This window comes from Brevundimonas sp. DS20 (assembly GCF_001310255.1).
In the GTDB taxonomy this organism is placed as follows: Bacteria; Pseudomonadota; Alphaproteobacteria; order Caulobacterales; family Caulobacteraceae; genus Brevundimonas; species Brevundimonas aurantiaca.
Genome location: NZ_CP012897.1, coordinates 260,348 through 284,122, shown reverse-complemented (window position 1 = coordinate 284,122; position 23,775 = coordinate 260,348). Strand labels below are relative to the sequence as shown.

Genomic DNA, 23,775 nt, shown 5'->3' with positions numbered 1-23,775 from the left:
CGAGAGGGGACCGTGGCCACAGCCGCGCCCGTTCGCTCATCACGACACACGCCTTCTTTGACCACATAAGGAAACGACGCCCATTCGCCGTCCCATGCAAGCGCCACCCGTGAAAGACGGGCCGCGTATGAACCAGGATATCCGCGCCCCTCGCGTTCTTCTCATCGACCAGAACGGGGAAAAGCAGGGCGTCATGCCCACCTCCGCCGCTTTGGAAGCCGCCGAGGAAGCCGGGCTGGATCTGGTCGAGATCGTCTCCACCTCCGAGCCGCCGGTGGCCAAGATCCTCGACTACGGCAAGCACCGTTTCCAGGAACAGAAGAAGAAGGCCGAGCAGCGCAAGCGCCAGAAGGTCGTCGAGCTGAAGGAGATCAAGCTCCGTCCCAACATCGACACCCACGATTATGAGGTGAAGGCCAAGGCCATGCACCGCTTCTTCGACGAGGGCGACAAGGTGAAGGTCACCCTGCGCTTCCGCGGTCGTGAAATGGCCCACCCCGAACTGGGCATGAAGCTGCTGAACAAGGTCCAGGCCGATTTCGACGAAATCGCCAAGGTCGAGTTCGCGCCCAAGATGGAAGGCCGCCAGATGATCATGATCCTGGCCCCGCGCTGATCGACCGATTCATCGCCGAGTTCTGAAAGCCCCGGTCGGAAACGGCCGGGGCGTTTTCTTTTTTGCGTCCTGAGCGAAGAGGTCTTGCAACCTGGGCTTTGAGGGTCTGAAAAGGAGCCGGGACTCGGGGGAGGACGGGCGTGGTGTTCGGATTGAGGATTTGGGCGGCCGCCGTGGCGGTCGCGGCGGCCGTGTGCGGGGGCGGTGCGATTCCGGCTCAGGCTTCGGCTCAGAACGCGCCGCCGCTGGAGGCCTACGGCGCCTTGCCGGCGATCGAATATCTGGAGCTGTCGCCGAGCGGCGATCGCCTGGCCCGCATCACCGTCGCCGGCGAAATCCGCGCCCTGGTCGTTACGGATATGAGCGGCGGGCTCCTGTTCGTCGCCGACGTCGGGGATGTGAAGGTCCGCGACCTGCGCTGGCTCGGCGAGGACAAGGTGCTGGTCGTCACCTCTCGCACCGAGAGCATCGCCTCTCTGGGGGTGCCCAGGTCCGAACTGTATTTCGGTCAGATCCTCGACCTTCAGACCCAACGAATGGTCCAGGTTCTGAACCGGACGCCGGACGTGCTGGCCGTTCTGTACGGCCCGGCTACGATCCGTCGCTCGGATGAGGGCGCGACGCTTTATGCGCGCGGCGTCAATCTGGTGACCAATCAGATCGATCTTCACGCCATCAGCCTGACCTCCGGGCGCGGCCGTCCCGTCAAGGGCATGGACCGGGAGATCGAAGACTTCGTGCAGGACCCGTCCGGCGACGTGATCGCCATGGGCCGCTATGTCGAGCGCAGCAAACAATGGACGCTGCGCCTCAAGCAGGGGAATTTCTTCCGCGACGGCTGGTCGACTGAGGCGCCGATCGACACCCCGGCCTTCTATGGTCTGGGCCGCACGGCGCGATCGATAATCATCGGGGCGGATCGACCCGATCTGGCGCCTGCGGATCCGGAGGCGGAAACCCTGGACGTGCTTTTCGAGGTGGATGTGGACAGCGGCGAGTGGAGCCCCCTGCCTTTCGAACACCATCCTGACTTTCTGGTGCATCATCCCGTCACCCAACTTCTGATCGGCGCGGGCCGGACCGAGGACGACGGCGTCCATTATGAGTTCATCGACGCGGATGCGGCGCGTCGCTGGGCCGCCATCGAGCGCGCCTTTGCCGGCAAGCGGCCGAAGCTGGTGTCGTGGAACGACGCGCAAGACCAGATTGTGGTCTTCACGGATCAGGGCGAGGCGGGTGTCTATCAGCTGATCGACTTCCGCCGCGGCGTGGCGGAGATTCTGGCCGAACCCTATCCGACGGTCCTGCCCGAACAGGTCGGCGCGACACGACGGGTGGCCTATAAGGCCGCCGACGGGTTGGAGATCCCCGCCTATCTCACCCTGCCGCCGGGCGTAGAGACGCCCAAGGCCCTGCCTCTGATCGTCCTGGCCCACGGGGGGCCGGCCGCTCGCGACGAGGCGGGCTTCGACTGGTGGGCCCAGGCCCTGGCGTCGCGCGGCTATGCGGTGCTCCAGGCCAACTTCCGCGGCTCCACCGGCTACGGCCGCAGCTTCATGGAGGCCGGCTACGGCGAATGGGGCCGCAAGATGCAGACCGACCTGTCGGACGGCGTCCGCTGGCTGGCGTCCGAAGGGATCATCGACCCCGAGCGGGTCTGTATCGTGGGCGCCAGCTACGGCGGCTATGCGGCCATGGCGGGCATGACCCTGGACGCGGGGGTCTATCGCTGCGGCGTCGCCGTGGCGGGCGTCTCAGATCTGCGCCGCATGGTCAACTGGGAGGCGCGCCAGGAGGCCCGCCGCGACAGCCAGACCGTTCGCTATTGGAACCGGTTCATGGGGGCCGAACGCCTGAACGATCGCGGGCTGGACGCCCTGTCGCCGGCCTATCAGGCCCAGGCGAGCGCCGGCCCTCTGCTGCTGCTCCATGGCCGCGACGATACGGTCGTTCCGATCGAACAGAGCCGGGTCATGGCCGAGGCCCTGCGACGGGCGGACAAGCCGGTCGAGTTCATCGAGCTGAGGGGCGAGGATCACTGGCTGTCGCGCGCCGACACCCGGATGCAGATGCTGCGCGAGACGGTGCGGTTCCTGGAAATGAACAATCCAGTGGGCGCGAACTGACGCCGGTCTCAGGCAAATTTTCTGACGGCCCGTCCTTGAGACTGGCGCCGCGTCTAAAGGACTTCTAAGTTTCGCGAAGTCGATGGGGATCGGCGCGAGGGGGGGTCCGATGAATCATCTCGCCACGGCTGCGGCGCCGCGGCCCAAGGCGGACGCCTGGTTCTTTCCCGTCATGACCGCAGTGGTCTGGCTGGGCGTGATCATGGGGTTCGGCGGCGAAATGGTGCGCCAGTCTCGCGCCGGCGATCTCACCTACCCGCTGATCGTGCATATTCACGCCTTGGTGTTCACGGGCTGGCTGGTGGTGTTTACCGCCCAGGTCGTCTTTATCCGTCAAGGCAGGTTCGGCCTGCATCGGACCCTGGGCTTGGCGGCGATGGCGCTCGCGGGGGTAATGTTGGTCCTGGGGCCGGCGACGGCGCTCATCGTCCAAGTGAATCGCCTGGGTTCCCCGGCGGCGGATCCCGCCTTCCTGGCCGTGTCCATGAGCGACATGATCAGCTTCGCCGGTCTGGTCTGCGCGGGCTTCATCAATCGCGCCAAGGGCGCGCTGCACAAACGGCTGATGCTGTTATCGACCCTGGCGCTCGCCGACGCAGGTTTCGGACGTTGGAGTTTCGCGCTTCTGGGCCAGTCCTTACAGCCAGTGCTAGGCGATGGATTCGCCTGTGCCTTCATCACCGGTTGCGGGTTCAGCGCTCTCGCCCTGCTCGCCCCTATGTTCCTCGACCTCGTCATGCATCGACGGATATCGGCGGGTGTGGCATGGGCCACTGCCTGGGCGATCGGTTGGTTGGTCGTGGCCACGTCGCTCTATCCCAATCCTGTCTGGAAAGCCTTGGCGGGCGGCCTCGTGGCGTGGCTCGGAGGACAGTGAAGGTTTGGGCGGCGCATCCGGCGGGGATTCGATCGACGACGTCAGGACGGCGCTTCTCGCAGGCCAAGCGTCGCGCTAAGCGTGGGGCATGACCCAGACGACCCCGAGCCCCGCCGTTCGTGCGCCCGCCCTGGCGGTTCTGTTTGCGGTGGTCTTCATCAATCTGGTGGGGTTCGGGCTGGTCGTGCCGCTGCTGCCCTTCTTCGCCCAGAGCCTGAAGGCCGAGGCCTGGCAGATCACCCTGATGTTTTCGGCCTATTCGCTCGGCCAGTTCTTCGCCGAACCCTTCTGGGGGCGGCTGTCGGATCGGGTGGGAAGAAAACCTGTGCTGCTGGTCACGCTCGTGGCCAATGCGCTGGGCTATCTGATGCTGGCCTTCGTGCCCAATATCTGGCTGGCCGTCGCGGTCAGGCTGTTCACCGGCCTGGGGGCGGGCAATATTTCGACGGTCCAGGGCTATGTGGCCGACGTCACCCCGCCGGAACAGCGGGCGGGGCGGATGGGGCTGATCGGCGCGGCCTTCGGCCTGGGCTTCATCGTCGGGCCGGGGCTGGGCGGACTGCTGACCCAGCCGCAGCTGGGGCGGCTGGGCTACCAGTTGCCGATCTTCCTGGCCGCAGCCCTGGCGGCCCTGGCGGCCGTCGGGGTGATGGTCTTTCTGCGCGAAAGCCGGGCCAAGGCCGATCCCACGGCGGCGCGTCCGGCCTTCCTGGCGGGGTTGAAGGACGCGCGGACCAATCCGGTGGTGTCGCGGGTTCTGGTCGTCACCCTGATCTATATGGCCGGCTTCTCGGCCATGGAGAGCGTCTTCGGCCTGTGGTCCGAAAGCCGCTACGCGTGGGGTGCGCGCGAGGTGGGGCTCAGCTTCATGATCGTGGGCGTGATTTCGGTCCTGAATCAGGGCTTCCTGGCAGGGCGGCTGGCGCGCCGGTTCGGCGAGGCGCGGGTGCTGGCGACCGGCATGCTGCTGTTCGGGGCCTCGCTGGTGCTTCAGGTGCTGGCGCCGGTCGAGTGGTTCCCGGCGGCCCGGCTGGAGCTGGGCGGCCTGTCCCTGCCGGTGGTGCAGGGATGGGTCGTTCCGATCATCATGGCCGTGGGCGCCTGCGGCATGTCCCTGGCTATGCCCAATATCTCGGCCATGATCAGCCGGGCCTCGCCGCCGGATCGGCAGGGGGCCATGCTGGGGCTCAACATGGCCTCCAGCTCGGTGGCGCGCATCTTCGGCCCCATGGTCGCTGGGGGCCTGTTCTCCGGCCTGGGGCATGACTGGCCCTTCCTGATCGGCGCGCTCTTGACAGTTCCGGCGGCGGTGATGGCGCTGAATGCGGGGCGGGTCATTCGCAAGGTCGATGACGGCGTGAAAGCCCCGGCCTGACTCATCTTGCGCTGGCCTCGGTCTTCGCGTAGAAGCCGCGCCTTCGCGTACCGAACCGCCGGGCGAACAGGCATGCCTGGGCGGTTCATAACTCTGGAGAGACACCTCCCCCGACGGGCTCAAACAGTCCGAAGGACGGTCGCCCCTCCAATATGGAGACTGAAATGCCGAAACTGAAGACGAAGTCGGGCGCCAAGAAGCGCTTCAAATTCACGGCCACTGGCAAGGTGAAGGCCGGGGTTGCGGGCAAGCGTCACCGCTTGATCAGCCACAATTCGAAATACATCCGCCAGAACCGCGGCACCGAGACCATGTCCGACGCCGACGCCAAGAAGATCAAGTCCTACATGCCGTACGCCTGATCGGCGCGCGCTGTACGAACTGATCCAACCCAAAGAATTTGAAGGAATAGCGACATGGCTCGCGTGAAACGTGGCGTAACTTCGCACGCCAAGCACAAGAAGGTTCTGGAGCAGGCCAAGGGCTTCTCCGGCCGCCGCAAGAATACGATCCGCACGGCCAAGGCCGCCGTCGACCGCGCCGGGCAATACGCCTATCGCGACCGCCGCGCCAAGAAGCGCAACTTCCGCGCCCTGTGGATCCAGCGCATCAACGCCGCCGCCCGTATCGAAGGCTTCACCTACAGCCAGTTCATCAACGGCCTGAACAAGGCCGGCGTCGAGCTGGACCGCAAGGTTCTGGCCGCCATCGCCGCCGATCCGACCGGCTTCAAGGCGATCGCCGACAAGGTCCGCGCCGCCCTGGCCTAAGCCGGGTCTTCGCGACAAGGATCAACGCCCGCTCCGGTTCGCCGGGGCGGGCGTTCTTCGTTTCAGGGATCAGGCTGCGGCCCTCTCGGCCGCCGGGGTCTCTGCTTCGGCTTCGGCCAGGACCAGGCGAATGGCGTTCAACAGGGCGTCGGGTTGAATCGGCTTTTGCGCCACCCCGTTCATGCCGGCGGCGACATAGTCCAGCTCGTCGCGCTCGTCGGCGTTGGCCGTCAGGGCCAGGATGGGCAGGCGGGCGGCCGGTCCGGGCAGGGCGCGGATGGCGCGGGTCGCCGCGATCCCATCCATGACCGGCATCTTGATGTCCATCAAAGCTAGGTCGAAGGGGCGGTTGCTGACGGCGTCCAGCGCCTCCTGTCCGTTCTCGGCCAGTTCGACCGTGCAGTTGAACATCTCCAGCAGCTTGGCGGCGACGAAACGGTTGGCGGCGTTGTCGTCGACCACGAGGACATGCAGGGTCTCGTGCGCGGTGGGCTCGGCCATCGGAACGGCGGCGGCGGCCTCTTCGGCCGCGCAGGCGGTCAGGGGCAGGACGACATGGAAGCGCGCCCCGCCCTGGGGCGAGACGCTGAGGCCGATGCTGCCGTCCATCCGCTCGGCGATCTGGCGGCAGATGGCCAGGCCCAGGCCGGCGCCCGCGCCTTCGCGCCCCGCCTTGCCGATGTTGAAGGGTTCGAAAATGGTCGCCGCCGCCGCTTCAGGCACGCCGGGACCGCTGTCGTCCACCGTCAGCTCGACTCTGACCCCGTCAGGGGTCAAGTGGCTGGACAGGGTGACGATCACACCGCCGCTCTGGGTGAACTTCAGGGCGTTGCCGACCAGATTGTTCAGCAATTGTTTGATGCGCATGCCGTCCGCTCTGACCCAGTGGCCGGCCTCGAACTCGGTGCGGACCGTCAGGCTCAGCGCCTTCTCCTCGGCGCGCGCGCGCCACAGGGCGTCGATGTCGAAGGCCACGGCCGACAGGTTCAGCGGCTCCTCCTCCAGGGTCAGCATCCCGGCCGAGGCGCGAGACATGTCCAGGGCGTCGGTCAACAGCCGCAGCAGGCTCTGGCCGGAATCGATGACGGTACGGACGTAAGGCCGCAGCTCTTCCTGCTCGAGCTTCTTCTCCATCAGGGCCGCGACACCCAGGACGCCGTTCAGAGGGGTGCGGATTTCATGGCTCATCACGGCCAGGAATTCCGATTTGGCGCGGCTGGAGGCGACGGCCTCGGCCTCGGCGGCGGCCAGATCGCGGGCCAGGGCGCCCATCTCCTCGGCCCTTTGGCGGTGCAGGGCGGCGCCGGCCTGGACGATCTGCAGGGCGGTGCCGACCCCCAGGTAGCGGCCATCGGCCACAACGATGAAGCCGCCCAGCAGGGCGCCCAGTTCGGCCGCCCCATAGGCCTGGAAAAAGAACTCCGCACTGGTCGAAGCCTCGGCCACCGGGGCGTTGCGGTCCATCAAACTCGCCGCCGGCTTGCGGGCGTAGAGGGCGCGGCCGTACTCCGCCGCCATCCGCAGGGTGAAGGCGTTTCGCTCAATCAGCCCCAAGGGCCGTCCGTCCTGGCCCACCACCGCGATCGCCAGGGTGTTGGGTTCCCGCTGGAAACGGTCGAACACCTCGGCGCCCAGGGTGGACGGGGCGACCGGCGCGATCAATTCGACAAAGTCACCAATCAGCGGCATTCGGCCCCCCAATGTCCACATCAGCGGGCTTAGCGGTCGATCTTTAATATCAGCTTTGCCGTGGATGAACCTTTCGCGGCGTCTTTCCGACATTTATTCCGTAAACTGATGAAATAAGCCGGGGTTGCGCGTGCGGCGACAGGCGTTAGGCTTTGGGTATGACGCGCCGCCTCTTCAGCCTGATCCTCGCCCTGGTCGCCGGTCTCGGCAGCCCGGCCCTCGCCCAGGATCGGAAGGTGGCCGTGACCTTTGACGACCTGCCCTATCAGGGGCCGGCGGCGGCCCTGTGCGACCCGGCGCAGCTGATGCGGTTGACGACGGATTTCCTGGCCATGCTCAAGCCGCTGGATACCCATGGGACGGCCTTCGTCAATGACGGCCGGGTGTGCGAAGCGACGCGGGCCTCGACCCTGCCGAAGGTTCTGAACCTGTGGCTGGACGCCGGGCTCGACCTGGGCAATCACAGCTTCAGCCATATCAACATCCACCAGACGACGGCGGAAGCCTATCTGGCCGATGTGGACGCCGGTGCTGCGACGACACGGGCCGCGCTTCAGGCGCGCGGGCGGACCCTGCGCTGGTTCCGCCACCCCTATCTGTTCACCGGCGAGACCCAGGAAAAGCATGACGCCATCGCCGCCGGCCTGGCCGAGCGCGGCTATACGGTCGCGCCGGTCACGATCGACAACAACGACTGGATGTTCGCCGACGTCTATCGCAAGGCCGAGCAGCGGGGCGACGCGGCGCTGAAGCGGCGGATCGGCGAGGCCTATGTGGCCCATATGACCCGGGTGCTCGACTTCTACGAACCCTACAGCGCCGAACTGACCGGCGGGCGCGAGCCGGCCCAGGTCCTGCTGCTGCACGCCAACAGCCTGAACCAGACCTATTATCCGCAGATCCACGCCCTCTATCTGGCGCGCGGCTATCGGTTCGTGCCCCTGGAGGAGGCCCTGTCGGACCCGATCTATCAGCACGCTGACACCTATGTCCGCGCCAATGGAATCTCGTGGCTGCACCGCTGGACCAGCACCGAGGGCAAGCCCATCCGCTGGGAGCCGGAGCCACCGGCCTGGATCGTCGCGGCGAACAAGGCGCCGGCCGCCGAGCTTGAGGCCATCGCCGGGGCGCAAACCGCGCCTTGAAGGGTGACGAAACGGCTGCGGCCCGCTAGAGCCTGATCGGCTGAGGAGGGATCGCTTCGCGATCCCGCTGAAGCCGTGAATCAGGCTCCAGATCAAACCGAGAGCATGATTTACGCTTCAGCCGGAACCGCGAAGCGGTTCCGTCCGAAACGATCATGCTCTAAGGCACGGGCCAAATGACCGATCTCGCCACACTCGAACTCGACCTGATCAACGCCATCGGCGGCGCAGAGAGCGTCGCCGCCCTGGAGGAGGTGCGCGTCGCCGCCCTGGGCAAGTCCGGCTCCGTTTCCGGCCTGCTGAAGGGGATGGGCGCCCTGAGCCCCGACGAACGCCGCGAACAGGGGCCGATGATCAACGGCCTGCGCGACCGCGTCGCCGCCGCCATCACGGCCAAGAAGACCGAGCTGGAGGCGGCCGAACTGGACGCCCGGCTTCAGGCCGAGCGGGTCGACCTGACCCTGCCGGCCCGTCCGCGTCGCAAGGGCGGGGTGCACCCCACCATGCAGGTGATGGACGAGATGATCGCCCTGTTCGCCGAGATGGGCTTCGCCGTGGCGGAAGGCCCGGACATCGAGGACGACTTCCACAACTTCACCGCCCTGAACTTCCCGCCGAAACATCCGGCGCGGGAGATGCACGACACCTTCTTCCTGAAGCCGGACCCCGAGACGGGGGAGCGCAAGGTGCTGCGGACCCACACCAGCCCGGTGCAGGTCCGCACCATGATGTCCCAGAAGCCGCCGATCCGCATCGTCGCGCCGGGGCGCACCTTCCGTAAGGACTCCGACGCCACCCACACGCCGATGTTCCACCAGATCGAAGGTCTGGTGATCGACCGCGACATCCATATGGGCCATCTGAAGACCACGCTTCAGACCTTCATCGCCCGCTTCTTCGAGCTGGACGCGGTTCAGGCGCGCTTCCGTCCGCACCACTTCCCCTTCACCGAACCGTCGGCGGAGATGGACATCCGCTGCGACCGATCCGGCGGGAAGCTGGTGTTCAACACCGGCGACGACTGGCTGGAGATCCTGGGCTGCGGCATGGTGCATCCTAATGTGCTGAAGAACTGCGGCATCGACCCGGACGAATATCAGGGCTTCGCCTTCGGCATGGGGGTGGATCGGCTGGCCATGCTGAAATACGGCGTGCCCGACCTGCGCCCCATGTTCGAGGCCGATACGCGCTGGCTGGCGCACTACGGCTTCTCGGCCTTTGCGGCCCCCAATCCGGCTTCGGGCCTGAGCTGAATCATGAAGATCGAAGACGACACGCTGAAACTGCCCCTGATCGGGGCCGGTCCCGCCTATGAGGGCGTCCATATCTGGCTGCCGCAGCTGGTCATTGAGGCCGCGCAGCGCGGCGAGGCGATGATCGCAGGCAAGACCTTCCGCGACTGCTTTCTGGAAGGGCCGGCTGTGCTGCTGGCCGTGGGCGGGTGCAGCTTCGACGGCTGCAACATGGGCGACGCCATGGGCGACCCGCGTAATCTGCTGCTTCAGCCGGTCGGCCCTGAAAAGGTCACCGGCACGGTCGCCTTCCAGGACTGCAGCTTCGTCAACTGCCGCTTCCTCCGCGTCGGCTTCACCGGGGCGCCGGAGTTTCTGACCAATATCCAGCAGGTTCTGGGCGGGGTTCCGGCATGAAGTTCACCCTGTCCTGGCTCAAGGATCACCTCGAAACCGAGGCCGATGTCCATCAGATCGCCGAGGCCATGACCATGGCCGGGCTGGAGGTCGAGGAGGTGCTCGACCCCGCCGCCAAGCTGGCGCCCTTCACCGTGGCCCGGATCATTTCGGCCGAACGCCACCCCAACGCCGACCGGCTGCAGGTCTGTCAGGTCGAGACGGTGGACGGGATGAAGGAGATCGTCTGCGGCGCCCCGAACGCGCGGGCGGGCCTGACCACCATCTACGCCCCCATCGGCGCCTATGTGCCGGGTCTTGGCGTCACCCTGGTCGAGAAGCCGGTGCGCGGCGTGGTGTCCAACGGCATGCTGTGCTCGGCCTCCGAGCTGGAGCTGGCGGATGAGAGCGACGGCATCCAGGAACTGCCGCCGGAAATCCCGGTGGGAACCCCGGTCGCCGGCCTGTTCGGCGCCGAGCCCGTGATCGACTTCGAGGTCACGCCGAACCGGCCCGACTGGCTGGGCGTCGCCGGGATCGCGCGCGATCTGGCCGCCGCCGGCGTCGGCAAGCTGAAGCATTTCGACATCGCCGTAGTGCGCGGGGGCTTCCCGTCGCCGATCAGCGTCCGGCTGGACGCGCCCGGGATGTGCCCGGTCTTCGCCGGTCGGGTGATCCGGGGCGTCAAGAACGGCCCGTCGCCGGCCTGGCTGCAGAAGCGCCTGACCGCCATCGGCCTGCGCTCGATCAACCGCCTGGTCGATGTCACCAATCTGATCGCCTACGACCGCGCCCGGCCGCTGCACGTCTATGACCTGGCCAAGCTGTCGGGGACCGAGATCGTGGTGCGGGGCGGACAGGTTTCGGCCGGGACAGCCCATATCGAGGGCGGCGAGCCCGAGCATCTCATCGCCCTGGACGGTAAGACCTATGCGGTCTCCGCCGCCGACTGCGTCATCGCCGACGCCGGGAGCGAGCGCCCCATCGGCCTGGGCGGGGTCATGGGCGGCGAAAGCACCGGTTGCGACGACGACACCACCGACGTCTTCCTGGAAAGCGCCTGGTTCGACCCCCTGGTCATCGCCCAGACGGGCCGTGCGCTCGGCATCCATTCCGACGCCCAGTATCGGTTCGCGCGCGGCGTAGACCCCGTTTCCGTCACGCCCGGCTTGGAACTGGCCACCCGCCTGATCCTGGACCTGTGCGGCGGCGAGCCGTCCGAGATCGTCTTCGTCGGCGAACCCCCGGCTGGGCCGGCGCCCTTCGCCTTCGACCCCGCCTATGTGAAGCGGCTCAGCGGCATGGACCTGCCGACGGATCGGATCGGGACCATCCTGGGCCAGCTCGGCTTCCTGGTGCAGGCCGCCCCGGCCGGTCAGGCCGAACCCTGGATCGTCACCCCGCCGTCGTGGCGGCGCGACGTCGAGGGCCGGGCGGATCTGGTGGAAGAGGTGGCGCGGATCGAGGGCTTCGACAGCCTGCCCGACACGCCCCTGCCCGAGGTCGCCCCTCCCGCCGGCGGGGTGCTGAACCCCCGCCAGGCCCGCGTCCGCACGGCGCGCCGCGCCCTGGCCGCCCTGGGATACGCCGAGGCCGTCACCTGGTCCTTCACCAAACAATCGACCGCAGCCCTGTTCGGCGGCGGGGACGATCGGCTGGTGCTGGAGAACCCGATCGCGGCCGATCTGGACTGCATGCGGCCCTCGGCCCTGCCGAACCTGATCCAGGCGGCGGCGAGGAACGCCGCGCGCGGCTTCGCCGACGCCGCCCTGTTCGAGATCGGCCCGATCTATCTGGGCGACGGACCGGCGGATCAGCGCACGGTCATCGCCGGCCTGGTCGCGCCCCACGCCGCCCGCCACTGGGCCGGCGCCGGTGACGACGCCCTGTTCGCCCTGAAGGCCGATCTGACCGCCGTGCTGGAGGAGATCGGCGCCCCGGTCGCCTCGCTGCAACTGGTCCAGGGTCAGAACCGCGACTGGTGGCACCCCGGCCGTTCAGCCCGCCTGCAGCTGGGCCCGAAGAATGTGATGGTCGAGTTCGGCGAGCTGCATCCGCGGGTGCTGAAGGCGCTGGACGCCGACGGTCCGATGCTGGCCTTCGAAATCGTGCTGGATGCCGTGCCCGAGCCGCGCGGCCAGAAAGGCAAGAATGGGTCGGGCAAGGCGCGGGGAACCGCCGACCTGTCGGCCTTCATGCCCCTGACCCGCGACTTCGCCTTCGTGGTCGAGGAGGCCAAGCCGGTCGGCGATCTGGTCCGGGCCGCAGCCGGCGCCGACAAGGCGCTGATCGCCGACGTCCGGGTGTTCGACGTCTATCGCGGCAAGGGGGTGGACGAGGGCTTCAAGTCCGTCGCCCTGGAAGTCGTGATCCAGCCGCGCGAGGCGACCCTGGCCGAGGCCGAGATCGAGGCCCTGAGCGCCAAGGTGGTGGCGGCGGTCGAGAAACAGGGCGGCAAGCTGCGCGCCTGACGTCCTGCGGTCCGAAGATCAGGCCGCCAGGCGTTCACGCGCCTCGGCTACGATCTCCAGGCTGCGGATGCGCGCGGCCTTGTCGAACATCATGCCGGTGATCATCAGCTCGTCCACCTGGGTCAGGGCGATGAAGTCCGACAGCTGCTTTTTGACGGTCTCTGGCCCGCCGACGGCGGAATAGGTCAGGCGGCTGCGCGCGCTCTCGATCTGCTGGGGGGTCAGAACGGCGGCGATGTCATCGACCGGAGGCGGCAGGCGTCCGGGCTTGCCGGTCGAAAGCCGGGCGAAACTCTGCTGCATCGAGGTGGCCAGGCGGACCCCCTCGTCGTCCGTCTCGGCGGCGAAGACGTTCAGCACGGCCATGGCGTGAGGGGCCGCCAGCCGGTCGGACGGAGTGAAGTTGCGGCGATAGAGGGCCAGGGCCTCCAACAGAAGTTCCGGCGCAAAATGGCTGGCGAAGGCGTAGGGCAGGCCAAGCTGCCCCGCCAACTGGGCGCTGAACAGGCTGGAGCCCAGGAGCCAGATCGGCACGCGCAGCCCCGCGCCCGGCACGGCCCGGACCGGCTGGTTCTCGGCGGCCGGCTCGAACCACTGAATCAGTTCGACCACGTCGCGCGGAAAATGGTCCGCCCCCTCGAAATAGCGGCGCAGGGCGCGCGCCGTGGCCCCGTCGGTTCCGGGCGCCCGGCCCAGGCCCAGGTCGATGCGGCCGGGATAGAGGGTCTCCAGGGTGCCGAACTGTTCGGCGACCACCAGGGGCGCGTGATTGGGCAACATGACCCCGCCCGAACCGACCCGGATCCGCTCGGTGCCCGCCGCGACGTGACCGATGACGATCGCGGTCGCGGCGGAGGCTATGCCCGGCATGTTGTGATGCTCGGCCAGCCAGAACCGCTGATAGCCCAGCCGATCGGCCGCCTGGGCCAGGGCCAGGGTCTCGTCGAAGGCGCGACGGGCGTCGCCCCCTTCGACGATGGGAGACAGGTCGAGAACGGAAAAGGGGATCATGACGCTTAGATCGGAAGCGGCGTCGGGGGTTCAAGGGGCGCGGGGCGGAAGGCGCGGCGGACGGGAACCTGAAGACGGTCACAGACCTTTGACGCAGTGAGACAGAACAGGAGACGGCGCCATGACCGACATCGACAAGGACGCGGAAGACAAGGGCGCAGAATCGGAACTCGAAGGCCGGGACTCCCGTGAAGCTCAGGACATGGGCGAGAAGCCCGACCTGGGGCGCAGGGGCGACGCCCTGATCGAGGCGCTGGACGGTTCGGACTCCGGTTCGGACCTGAGGGCGGGCTCGTTACGCGGCGGCTCGGCGAGCGGGTCGGACGACGATCCCGACTCGGCGGTCATCAATGAGGCCCTGGCGGCCGAAGGGCGGGCGGAGGCGGACCCGCAGTCGCCGTCGAACGCCGAGCCCGACGCCGTCGCAGAGTCCGGGCGGCGCTTCACCGGCGAGGCGGGCGATCCGGTCGAGGGCGGGCGCGGCGGCGACTGAACGCCTTGCTGGCGCCGCATCCTTAGGCCACGGTGCCGCCTCGACTAAGGGTCCAAGGGACGATTCCCCGATGATACGCCTTTCGGCGGCCTCGGCCGCCTTCTTCATACTGACGCTCGCCGCTTGCAGCCGAGAGGATGAAGCCCGCCCGGCTCAAGGGCGCGCCGCTGCTGCGCCGGCTGAGGCGGGACCGGCTGAGGCGCGCGACGCGGCGATTCCGCCCCCAGCCGAAGCCCCCGCTCCCGCCTCGAGCGGCGGCGTTGAGCCCGCCGCGCCGGGGGCGCCCGACTACGCCGCCCTCTATCCCGGCGCGGTCATGGATCAGCCGGGGACGACGGCGACCGGACCGCACGGAGACGGCGGCCTGGTCACCTTCCGAACCTCCGCCAGCCCCGATGAGGTGGTGGCCTTTTATCGTGAACGGGCCGAACAGGCCGGCCTTTCGTCCGTCATGGGGATGAACCAGGGCGACGCCCGCGCCTATGGCGCCGCCGGCGGCCCGGCGGGTGCGACCAATATCCACGTCGTCGCCGCACCCGGCGAAGGCGGAGAGACCTCCGTGCAGCTGAGCTGGAGCGAAGGGCGGTGAAGCCGTTCGCCGCCTCATTCGCGGCGGTTCTGACGACAGCCTTCGTCCTGTCGGCCTGTGCGGGCGCGGGGCGGCCGTCCCCCGCGCCGGTCTTCGTCCTGGCCGACAGCGGCTATCTGGCGCCCGAGGCCTTGGCGCGATTGGCTGAGGCCGCGCCGTCCGCTCCCGATGCGAACTCGGCCGCCGACCGCCAAGACCGCGATCAGTCGGACCGGTTCCGGGCCTTGGAACAGTCGGATCGGTGGCTGCTGGCCACCGCCCACGCCGAGCTTCGTCCGCCCCTGGCCTTGCAACATTTCGACTGCGCCCTGGGGCTGCGGCTGGGCGGCGACGGAGAGACGCCGACGCTGGATCGGATGGCGGCCAAGGCGTTTCACGATGTGCGGGCCGTGTCCGAACAGGTCGCGGCCCGCGCGCGTCGCGCCCGGCCTGTGTCGAACGATCCTGACCGCCCGGCCTGCGAACGGCTGACGCCGGCGATGCGCGACAGCGCCGCCTATCCGTCCCTGGGCGCGGCGGCAGGCGCGGCCTATGCCGAGGTCTTGGCCGCGCTGGAGCCGGATCATGCGAGCGCGGTGCGCCGCATCGGACGTCAGATCGGCGTCAGCCGAATGGTTTGCGCGATGAACTCTCCCAGCGACGTCGCGGCGGGCGCGGCCCTCGGGCGGGCCGTCGCCTTACAGATCATCGCCGCGCCGGCCTTCCAGGCCGAGGCGGAGGCGGCGCGGCGAGAGCTGGAGGCGCGCCGCGCCACCGGCCTGACCAATCCGGGATGCGCCGCCGAACGGGCCGCCCTGGCGGCGACGGCCGCTGACTGAAATGGTCGGCCTCCTGCTGCTGTCCTTGCTGGCGCCGATGGACGACCGCCCCGCCGCCCGGCCCGCCGCCAGGCCGTGCACGCCGCAGGAGGTGCGCGACCTGATCACCCCCTCCGACCGCCCCTATCGGCTGCTGTGTCGCGCCGTCCTGGCGGGGGCGAACGTGTCCCGTCCGGTCCTGATCGAGGGGGCGGAAGCCTCAGGCGCCGGTCTGGACTGCGGCGGCGGGACGGTCCGCCGGCCGGGTCAGGCGACCGCCCAATCCCCCACCGTCGCCGTCTGGTCGCGCCAGACGCCGCAGGGGTGGAGCCGGCCGATCGGCGCCGTGGTGCGCCACTGCACCGTCGTCGGCAATATCCGCATCTGGGGCATGGGGGCGGGCGGGTCGATGCGGGATCTTCTGGCCTCGTCCCGCCGCCCGGACCATACGACCGCAGCCCAGGCGGCGGCTCCGTCCGAGACCGTGCTGGAGCAGGTGCGGGTTCAGGCGACAGGGACCATTCCCCTCTATGTCGGACCAGGGGTGACGCGGACGACCGTCCGGGAATCGCGCTTCACCGGTCGTTCGGTCTCCACCGCCGTCTATCTGGACGCCGAAAGCGCGGGCGCCCTGATCCAGGACAACGACTTCGTGCTGCGCACCGGACGCGAAATGATCGCCGTGGACGGGTCAGGCGCCAATCGCATCATCGGCAACCGGTTCGCCCTGGGCGGTCGGGGCGGGATCTTTCTGTACCGCAACTGCGGCGAGGACGGGGTGATCCGACACCAGACGCCGTCCTATAATCAGATCACGGACAATAGCTTCTCGGGCGCCGGCTGGCTGCGGCCTCGCACGGTGGTGGTCGGCGCGCGCGAGGGAAACCGGCGCTATTGCGCCGATGACGCGGGCTATCCCTTCGGTTCCAGCGCCGACGACGGCGATGGGGCGGTCGGCAACCGGGTCGAGCGGAACCGGACAGGACGCTGACGGGGCGCTGACGTCTCGCTCTTGCGAAACGCCACGGCCTCGGTCCTTAGTGCCGCTAGAGACTTCGGGGGATGGATCGCATGCGGCTGGTCTTGTTTTTGGCGGCTCTGACGGCGGCCCTGGGTCTGGCCGTGCTCACCACCCAGACCCCTCGACCCCAGCCGGCGAGCGCGCCGGCCGCCGCTTTTTCGGCCGAAAGGGCGATGCAGGACGTGCGGCTGATGGCGCGGGCGCCCCGGCCGGTCGGTTCGACCGACCACGCCCTGGTCCAGGCCTATCTCTACGGCCGGATGGCTGAGCTGGGTCTGTCGCCGAGGTTTCAGGCCGGCGCCCTGTCTCCGGCGGCCGTGCGGCGGATGGAGCGGAACGGCCTTTCCACGGAAGGGGTCTCGGCCGTCAATCTGGTCGGCGTCCTGCCCGGCCGGAACCCGCGCCTGCCTCTGGTGGTGCTGATGGCCCATTACGACAGCGTGCCGGGGTCGCCGGGCGCGGCCGACGACGCCGGCGGCGTGGCCGCCGTTCTGGAGGCGGTGCGGGCGATCAAGGCGCGGGGCCCGGCCGAGCGGGGCCTGATCGTCCTCCTGACCGACGCCGAGGAGCTGAACCTGGACGGGGCGCGCGCCTTCTTCAGCGAACATCCGCTGCGCGACCGGGTCGGGGCGGTGGTGAACCTGGAGGCGCGGGGCGGCGGCGGTCGGGCCCTGATGTTCGAGACCGGCCCCGGAAACGCCCAGACGGTCGATCTGTACGCCCGGGCGGCGCGGCGAGCCGAGGGCGGGCCGTCCAGCAATGCGCTCGCCGTCTTCGTCTATCGGCTGATGCCCAACGGCACCGACTTCACCATCGCCGCCGACCGGGGATTGGCGGGGGTCAATCTGGCCTTCATCGGCCGCCCGGCTCAGTATCATTCGCCCAGTTCGACGCCGGAGGCTCTGGACCAGGGCAGCGTCCAGCATATCGGCGCCCAGGCGCTGGAGACGGCCGACGCCCTGTTGCGCGCGCCGACCCTGCCCCAGGCGACGCGCAACCTCGTCTATTCCGACGTCTTCGGCCTGGCGGTTCTGCGCCATGGGCCTGAGACGGGCTGGGGCCTGCTGGGTCTGGCCCTTGGGCTCACGGCCTTCGCCGCCTGGGGCGCGCGCCATGCGACCGGCCTGACCTGGAGACAGGGGGTGAAGGGCTTCACCGGCGGCCTGTGGCTGTTGAGCGTCGGCATGGTGGCGGCCCAGGCGGCGCGGGTTCTGGCGGGGCCGATCGGCGAGCGGATCGACTCCGCCGAGACCTACTACATGATGCTGCGCCGCCTGCCGTGGATGGAGGCCGGCGCGGGTCTGGCCGTCCTGGCGGTCCTGCTGGCCCTGACGGCCGGGCGGGCCCTGATCGGGCGGCGGTTGCTGGCCGGGGTGGTCGCGGCGGCCGCCGTTCTGGCGACGGTCCTGGGCGGGGTCGATTATCTGGTGCTCGGCGCCGCCGTGGTCGGCGTCGCCCTAAGCCTCTGGCCGGACGGCGAGGACGAGACGGTCTGGGGCGGCTGGCTGGGCGCGATCGTCCTGGTGCTGGTTCTGGGCGGCCTGGTCCAGGCGATCGCGCCCGAGGCAGCCCTGCTGTTCGTCTGGACCGGCCTGGCGGCGGCCTTCGCGGCGGCTCTGGCCGCCCTGATCGGCGCCCGGCTGGAGCGGTGGGCGGCCCTGGCGCCGGCGGCCGTGGCCACGGTCCTGGTCGGCGGCTGGCTGTTCGGCCTGGGCCATTTCATCTTCCTGGGCGTGGGCATGAGCCAGGCCTGGGCCCTGGCCCTGATCGCCCTGCTGATCCTCGTCCTGGTCCGGCCCCTGGCGCCGATGCGGGGGGAAGCCTCCGGAACGCCCAGCTCTTGGAGTCACACCCTCGCGGGCCTGTCGACGGCCGTGCTGATCCTGGGCTGCGGCCTGTCCCTCGCTGCGCGCCATGCCGAACCGGCTTCGGCTGTGGACGTCGTCGCCGAGTGATGCGTCAGAAACGGACGTAGACTCGAAGAGATTCGTCGGTCTCTGATGAGAACATCTTGTGAACTGGAACAAACCATGCACATAGTCGGCCTCACCAAACGGGGGCGGGTCCATGGCGGGTCTCTCCCAAGCTTCTGACGGGAATCATGGCAAGGGAGACGAAGGCAATGGCACAGGCGGCTTTGAAACTGGTGGGTAAGGAAGACGGCGAAAAACAACGGGCTCTCGAGGCGGCGATCGCCCAGATCGATCGCGCCTTCGGCAAGGGCTCGGTGATGAAACTGGGCAAGGCCGGGGTTGTGGCCGAGATCGAAAGCGTCTCGACCGGCTCGCTGGGTCTGGATATGGCGCTCGGCATCGGCGGCCTGCCGGTCGGGCGGGTGATCGAGGTGTTCGGCCCGGAATCCTCGGGCAAGACCACCCTGGCCCTGCATACGGTGGCCGAGGTGCAGAAGAAGGGCGGCGTCGCCGCCTTCGTCGACGCCGAACACGCCCTGGATCCGGTCTACGCTCAGAAGCTGGGCGTGAACCTGGACGATCTCTTGGTGTCCCAGCCCGACGCCGGGGAACAGGCGCTGGAGATCGTGGACACCCTGGTGCGCTCCGGCGCGGTGGACATCGTGGTGGTCGACTCGGTCGCGGCCCTGACGCCGCGCGCCGAAATCGAGGGCGAGATGGGCGACAGCCTGCCCGGCCTTCAGGCCCGTCTGATGAGCCAGGCGCTTCGCAAGCTGACGGCCTCCATCTCCAAGTCCAAATGCATCGTCCTGTTCATCAACCAGATCCGCCACAAGATCGGGGTCATGTACGGCAGCCCCGAGACGACGACGGGCGGCAATGCGCTGAAATTCTACGCCTCGGTGCGCCTGGACATCCGCCGCACCGGCGCGATCAAGAACCGTGACGAGGTGGTCGGCAACACCACCCGGGTCAAGGTGGTTAAGAACAAGGTCGCCCCGCCGTTCCGCGAGGTCATTTTCGACATCATGTACGGCGAGGGCATCTCCAAACTGGGCGAGGTGATCGACCTGGGCGTCAAGGCCGGGGTGATCGAGAAGTCGGGCAGCTGGTTCAGCTATGACTCGACCCGGATCGGTCAAGGCCGCGAGAACGTCCGCGAATTCCTGAAACAGAACCCCGACATCGCCGCCTCGATCGAAAAGGCGGTGCGCGCCTCGACCAACAAGATCGCCGACGAACTGCTGGGCACGCCCGAGCCGGACGAAGGCCAGGATCTGGAAGGCTGAGCCTCTCCGGACCTTAAGGACACTCCGTCGCCCCAAGCGACCCGCCACCGACCCCGCGAGGGGCGGCGGAGCGACCCGTCCGACCTCGTGTCGGGCGGGTCTTTTTTGGCCTGCCGCGCACTCGCGTGATCTGAGGCCAGGAATTCACCTTTCCGCTCATCCCGGCGAAAGCCGGGACCCAGTTCTGTCGCTCCGCAATGCGTTGGACCAAAAGCGGTGACTTGCAGACACGCTGGATCACCCAAAGCACTGGGTCCCGGCGTTCGCCGGGATGAGCGGAGAAGGGGCAGCACCAAACCAAAACGGGCGACCCGAAGGCCGCCCGTTCCGTCGTTCAAACCTGTCCGCAGCCGATCAGGCGGCGGCTTTCTCCGGGGCGAACCTGCCGTAGAAGGTCTCGTTCTTGGCGGCCATGTCGCGCAGCAGGTCCGGGACCTTGAACCGGTCGCCATAGGTCGCGGCCAGGCGGTCCGCCGTTTCGACGAACTTGGCCAGGCCGATGCCGTCGATCATGCTGATCGGGCCGCCGGTCCAGGGCGCGAAGCCCCAGCCCAGGATGGCGCCCAGGTCGGCCTCGCGCGGGTCGTCGATGACGCCCTCGGCCCAGCAGCGAGCCACCTCGACGGCCTGGCGATACAGCAGGCGGGTCTTCAGCTCGTCGATCTGGGCGAAGGCGGTCGGCTCCTCGGGCTTGTCGATGCCCTTGGTGGTCGGCGCCAGTTCGCTCAGCCCCTTCCAGATCGTCTTGGGCTTGGTGTCATAGTCATAGAAGCCCTTGCCGTTCTTGCGGCCGTAGCGTCCGCCCTCGACCATCTTGGCGACAATGTCGGCGCCTTCGGTCGGGACGTATTTGTCGCCCAGGTCCAGCGCCGTCTGTTTGGCGATCTTGTAGGACAGGTCCAGGGCGACGTCGTCGTGCATCTCCAGCGGGCCGCGCGGCATGCCGGTCATGCGGCCGACATTGTCGATCAGGGCCGGGCCGTAACCCTCCTCCAGCATGGCCATGCCTTCCATCAGGAAGGTGGAGAAGCAGCGCGAGGTGTAGAAGCCGCGCGAATCGTTGACCACGATCGGCGTCTTCTTGATCTTCAGCACATAGTCCAGCGCCTTGGCGATGGCGGCCTGACCCGTCTTCTCGCCCAGGATGATCTCGACCAGCATCATCTTGTCGACCGGCGAGAAGAAGTGGATGCCGATGAAGTCCTCAGGCCGCACGCTGGCCTCGGCCAGGCCGGTGATCGGCAGGGTCGAGGTGTTGGAGCCGAAGACGGCGCCTTCGACCAGCTGGGCCTCGGCCCGCTTGGTCACATCGGCCTTGATCTCGCGGTTTTCGAACACCGCCTCGATCACAAGGTCCGACCCCTTGATGTGGTCATAGTCGGTCGTCGCCGTGACCAGGGCCAGGGTGGCGTCATACTTCTCCTGGGTCATCTGACCGCGCGACAGACGCTTCTTCAGCAGCTCCTCGACATGGGCCTTGCCCTTGTCGGCGGCTTCCTGGGTCTGGTCGATCAGCACGGTCTCGATGCCGGCCATGACCTGCACATAGGCGATGCCGGCGCCCATCATGCCCGCGCCCAGGACCGAGACCTTCTTGGGATCGGATTTCGGCACGCCGGCGGGCCGCACGGCGCCCTTGTCCAGCTCCTGCTTGGACAGGAACAGGGACCGGATCATGGCCTGGGCCTGGGGCGTCATCAGGGTCTTGATGAAATAGCGGGTCTCGATCCGCAGGGCCGCGTCCATCGGCACCTGGGTCCCTTCGTAGACGGCCTTCATCAGGTTCACCACGGCCGGATAGTTGCCGTAGGACTGTTTGCGCAGCATGGCGTTGCCGACCATGAAGTTCTGGATGCCGGCCGGGTGATAGGGGCCGCCGCCGGGCAGTTTGAAGGACTTGTCGTCCCAGGGCTGGACGGCCTTGCCGCCGTTCTTGATCCAGGCCTTGGCCGCCTCGACCGCTTGGCCCTTTTCGACCACCTCATGGACGATGCCGGCGCCCTTGGCGTCGTTCGGGCGGAAGGACTTGCCCTCGCTCATCGCCATCATGGCGTTCTGGACCCCGACCAGACGGGTCAGACGCTGGGTGCCGCCGCCGCCGGGGAAGAGGCCGACCTTGATCTCGGGCAGGCCCAGCTGGATCTTGTTGTCGTTCTCGACCACGCGGTAGTGGCAGGCGAGGGTGAACTCCAGCCCGCCGCCCAGGGCCAGGCCGTTGATCGCCGCCGCCACCGGCTTGCCGCAGGTCTCGAGCGCGCGGAAGGCGCCGTTCAGCGCCCAGCCGGCGTCGAAGGCCTTCTGCAGGTCGCCGCCGCCGGAAAGCACGCCGCCCGCCATGTCGCCCAGGTCCGCGCCGGCGCAGAAGCCCGAGGCCTTGCCCGAGGTGATGACGGCGCCCTTGATGGTTTCGTCGGTCTTGATCCGTTCGACCAGTTCCGGGATCTCCTTCATCACCGCGCTGGTCAGGGTGTTCATCGAACGGCCCGGCACGTCGAAGGCGATGACGGCGATGCCGTCGGCGTCGATGTCGATCTTGAAGTTTTCCATAATCTCTCTTCCTCAGATCCTCCCCCAGCGGGGGAGGGGGACCGCGAAGCGGTGGAGGGGGCCGCCGCCGACGCCGGCGATGGGTTCGCCCCCCTCAGTCAGCTTCGCTGACAGCTCCCCCGACGGGGGAGCAATGGATCAGACGCGTTCGATGACGGTGGCGGTGCCCATGCCCCCGCCGATGCACAGGGTGATCAGGGCCGTCGATTTGTTCGAGCGCTCCAGCTCGTCCAGCACCGTGCCCGTGATGATGGCGCCGGTGGCCCCCAGGGGGTGGCCCATGGCGATGGCGCCGCCGCAGACGTTCATCTTGTCGTGCGGGATGTTCATGGCCTGCATGTAGCGCAGCACCACGGCGGCGAAGGCCTCGTTCAACTCCCACAGGTCGATGTCGTCGGTCGTCATGCCAAGCTTGCCGAGCAGCTTCTTGGACACATATTCGGGTCCGGTCAGCATGATCGACGGCTCCGAGCCGATCGAGGCGCCGCCCAGGATCTTGGCGCGCGGCTTCAGCCCCAGGGCCCGGCCGGCCTCAAGCGAACCGATCAGCACGCCCGCCGAACCATCGACGATGCCGGAGGAGTTGCCGGGGGTGTGGACGTGGTTGACCCGCTCAACCTCGGGATAGCGCTGGTTGATCACGCTGTCGAAGGCCATTTCGCCCATCATGGTGAAGGAGGGGTTCAGTCCGCCCAGGGTCTGCATGTCCGTGTTCGGACGAATGGTCTCGTCGCGGTCCAGAATGGTCAGGCCCAGCTGATCCTTCACGGCGATGACCGACTTGTTGAACCGGCCCTCGGCCCAGGAGCGGGCGGCGCGCTTGTGGCTTTCGACCGAATAGGCGTCCACGTCGTCGCGGCTGAAGCCGTACTTGGTCGCGATCATGTCGGCCGACACGCCCTGGGGCACGAAATAGGTCGGGAAGGCGGACGACGGATCGGTCGGCCAGGCGCCCATGTCCGAACCCATGGGCACGCGGCTCATGACCTCGACCCCGCCGCCGACGGCGAAGTCGGACTCGCCCGACTTCACCTTGGCGGCGGCCATGTTCACGGCTTCCAGGCCCGAGGCGCAGAAGCGGTTCACTTGAACCCCGGCCGTATATTGCGACCAGCCGGCGGACAGAACGGCGGTGCGGGCGATGTCGGCGCCCAGTTCGCCCACGGGCGTGACGCAGCCCAGGATGACGTCATCCACCTTGGAGGTGTCCAGGTCGTTGCGGTCGCGCAGGGCCTCCAGGACCTGGGTCGCCAGGCTGAGGCCGGTGATCTCGTGCAACGAGCCGTCCTTCTTGCCCTTGCCGCGGGGGGTGCGGACGGCGTCGTAGATATAGGCGTCAGCCATGACAGGGAGTCTCCATCTTTGGGCCGGAGCGACGTCGCCCGGAAAGGGCGGCGCGGCTTATGGCCGGGTCGGAT

20 protein-coding genes are annotated in these 23,775 nt (G+C 68.1%); 16 read left to right on the top strand and 4 right to left on the bottom strand.

Annotated elements, in window-relative coordinates; genetic code table 11:
* Positions 1–94 precede the first annotated feature (94 nt).
* The 6 genes from infC (at position 95) to rplT (ending at position 5,764) form a co-directional block, all read left to right on the top strand.
* Complete coding sequence (gene infC, locus JL11_RS01370) at positions 95–616, top strand: translation initiation factor IF-3 (protein ID WP_039244129.1); 522 nt, start codon at positions 95–97, stop codon at positions 614–616.
* 143 nt (positions 617–759) lie between these two features.
* Positions 760–2,742: an alpha/beta hydrolase family protein gene (locus tag JL11_RS01365; RefSeq protein ID WP_231681365.1), complete on the top strand. Its 1,983-nt coding sequence runs from the start codon at positions 760–762 to the stop codon at positions 2,740–2,742.
* Between the two features lie 109 nt (positions 2,743–2,851).
* On the top strand, positions 2,852–3,619 hold the full coding sequence (locus JL11_RS01360) for a hypothetical protein (protein WP_152949079.1): 768 nt from the start codon (positions 2,852–2,854) through the stop codon (positions 3,617–3,619).
* A gap of 88 nt (positions 3,620–3,707) precedes the next feature.
* Positions 3,708–4,994, top strand: coding sequence for an MFS transporter (locus JL11_RS01355; protein ID WP_054764101.1), 1,287 nt, complete (start codon positions 3,708–3,710; stop codon positions 4,992–4,994).
* A gap of 164 nt (positions 4,995–5,158) precedes the next feature.
* Positions 5,159–5,356 carry a 50S ribosomal protein L35 gene (gene rpmI, locus JL11_RS01350; protein ID WP_054766748.1) on the top strand — a complete coding sequence of 66 codons (198 nt, stop codon included), beginning with the start codon at positions 5,159–5,161 and terminating at the stop codon, positions 5,354–5,356.
* Between the two features lie 54 nt (positions 5,357–5,410).
* Positions 5,411–5,764 carry a 50S ribosomal protein L20 gene (rplT, locus tag JL11_RS01345; RefSeq protein ID WP_054764100.1) on the top strand — a complete coding sequence of 118 codons (354 nt, stop codon included), beginning with the start codon at positions 5,411–5,413 and terminating at the stop codon, positions 5,762–5,764.
* Between the two features lie 69 nt (positions 5,765–5,833).
* On the opposite strand, the gene JL11_RS01340 is transcribed toward rplT, so the two are convergent.
* Positions 5,834–7,453 (bottom strand): response regulator, encoded by a 1,620-nt coding sequence (locus tag JL11_RS01340; protein WP_054764099.1) that lies wholly within the window; start codon positions 7,451–7,453, stop codon positions 5,834–5,836.
* Between the two features lie 158 nt (positions 7,454–7,611).
* Here JL11_RS01340 and JL11_RS01335 point away from each other — a divergent pair, with 158 nt between their 5' ends.
* The 4 genes from JL11_RS01335 to pheT all read left to right on the top strand — a co-directional run bounded on the left by JL11_RS01335 (position 7,612) and on the right by pheT (position 12,697).
* Positions 7,612–8,598, top strand: a complete 987-nt coding sequence (locus tag JL11_RS01335; protein ID WP_054764098.1) for a polysaccharide deacetylase family protein — start codon at positions 7,612–7,614, stop codon at positions 8,596–8,598.
* Between the two features lie 176 nt (positions 8,599–8,774).
* Complete coding sequence (gene pheS / locus JL11_RS01330; protein ID WP_054764097.1) at positions 8,775–9,851, top strand: phenylalanine--tRNA ligase subunit alpha; 1,077 nt, start codon at positions 8,775–8,777, stop codon at positions 9,849–9,851.
* A 3-nt stretch (positions 9,852–9,854) separates the two neighbouring features.
* A complete protein-coding gene (locus tag JL11_RS01325; RefSeq protein WP_224761097.1) occupies positions 9,855–10,247 on the top strand; it encodes a hypothetical protein in 393 nt (130 codons plus the stop codon).
* Entirely contained in the window at positions 10,244–12,697 is a 2,454-nt protein-coding gene (gene pheT, locus JL11_RS01320) for a phenylalanine--tRNA ligase subunit beta (RefSeq protein ID WP_054764096.1), read from the top strand. Before JL11_RS01325 ends, pheT begins: the two co-directional genes overlap by 4 nt.
* An 18-nt stretch (positions 12,698–12,715) precedes the next feature.
* Here pheT and JL11_RS01315 read toward each other — a convergent pair whose 3' ends face one another.
* Positions 12,716–13,708, bottom strand: coding sequence for an LLM class flavin-dependent oxidoreductase (locus JL11_RS01315; RefSeq protein WP_054764095.1), 993 nt, complete (start codon positions 13,706–13,708; stop codon positions 12,716–12,718).
* 121 nt (positions 13,709–13,829) lie between these two features.
* Here JL11_RS01315 and JL11_RS01310 point away from each other — a divergent pair, with 121 nt between their 5' ends.
* The 6 genes from JL11_RS01310 to recA all read left to right on the top strand — a co-directional run bounded on the left by JL11_RS01310 (position 13,830) and on the right by recA (position 19,810).
* A complete protein-coding gene (locus JL11_RS01310) occupies positions 13,830–14,201 on the top strand; it encodes a hypothetical protein (protein WP_054764094.1) in 372 nt (123 codons plus the stop codon).
* Between the two features lie 70 nt (positions 14,202–14,271).
* Complete coding sequence (locus tag JL11_RS01305; RefSeq protein ID WP_054764093.1) at positions 14,272–14,790, top strand: hypothetical protein; 519 nt, start codon at positions 14,272–14,274, stop codon at positions 14,788–14,790.
* Complete coding sequence (locus tag JL11_RS01300) at positions 14,787–15,608, top strand: PA-phosphatase (RefSeq protein ID WP_054764092.1); 822 nt, start codon at positions 14,787–14,789, stop codon at positions 15,606–15,608. Before JL11_RS01305 ends, JL11_RS01300 begins: the two co-directional genes overlap by 4 nt.
* A 1-nt stretch (position 15,609) precedes the next feature.
* Positions 15,610–16,578, top strand: a complete 969-nt coding sequence (locus tag JL11_RS01295) for a right-handed parallel beta-helix repeat-containing protein (protein WP_197273333.1) — start codon at positions 15,610–15,612, stop codon at positions 16,576–16,578.
* Between the two features lie 80 nt (positions 16,579–16,658).
* A complete protein-coding gene (locus JL11_RS01290) occupies positions 16,659–18,563 on the top strand; it encodes a M20/M25/M40 family metallo-hydrolase (RefSeq protein WP_054766745.1) in 1,905 nt (634 codons plus the stop codon).
* A gap of 167 nt (positions 18,564–18,730) precedes the next feature.
* Positions 18,731–19,810, top strand: coding sequence for a recombinase RecA (recA, locus tag JL11_RS01285; RefSeq protein WP_054764091.1), 1,080 nt, complete (start codon positions 18,731–18,733; stop codon positions 19,808–19,810).
* Positions 19,811–20,164: 354 nt separating this feature from the next.
* Here recA and JL11_RS01280 read toward each other — a convergent pair whose 3' ends face one another.
* Together JL11_RS01280 and JL11_RS01275 are read right to left on the bottom strand one after the other, a co-directional pair.
* Entirely contained in the window at positions 20,165–22,357 is a 2,193-nt protein-coding gene (locus JL11_RS01280) for a 3-hydroxyacyl-CoA dehydrogenase NAD-binding domain-containing protein (protein WP_054764090.1), read from the bottom strand.
* Positions 22,358–22,495: 138 nt separating this feature from the next.
* The gene (locus JL11_RS01275; protein WP_054764089.1) at positions 22,496–23,701 is read right to left on the bottom strand and encodes an acetyl-CoA C-acetyltransferase; all 1,206 of its coding nucleotides are present in this window, start codon (positions 23,699–23,701) and stop codon (positions 22,496–22,498) included.
* Positions 23,702–23,775: the final 74 nt, after the last annotated feature.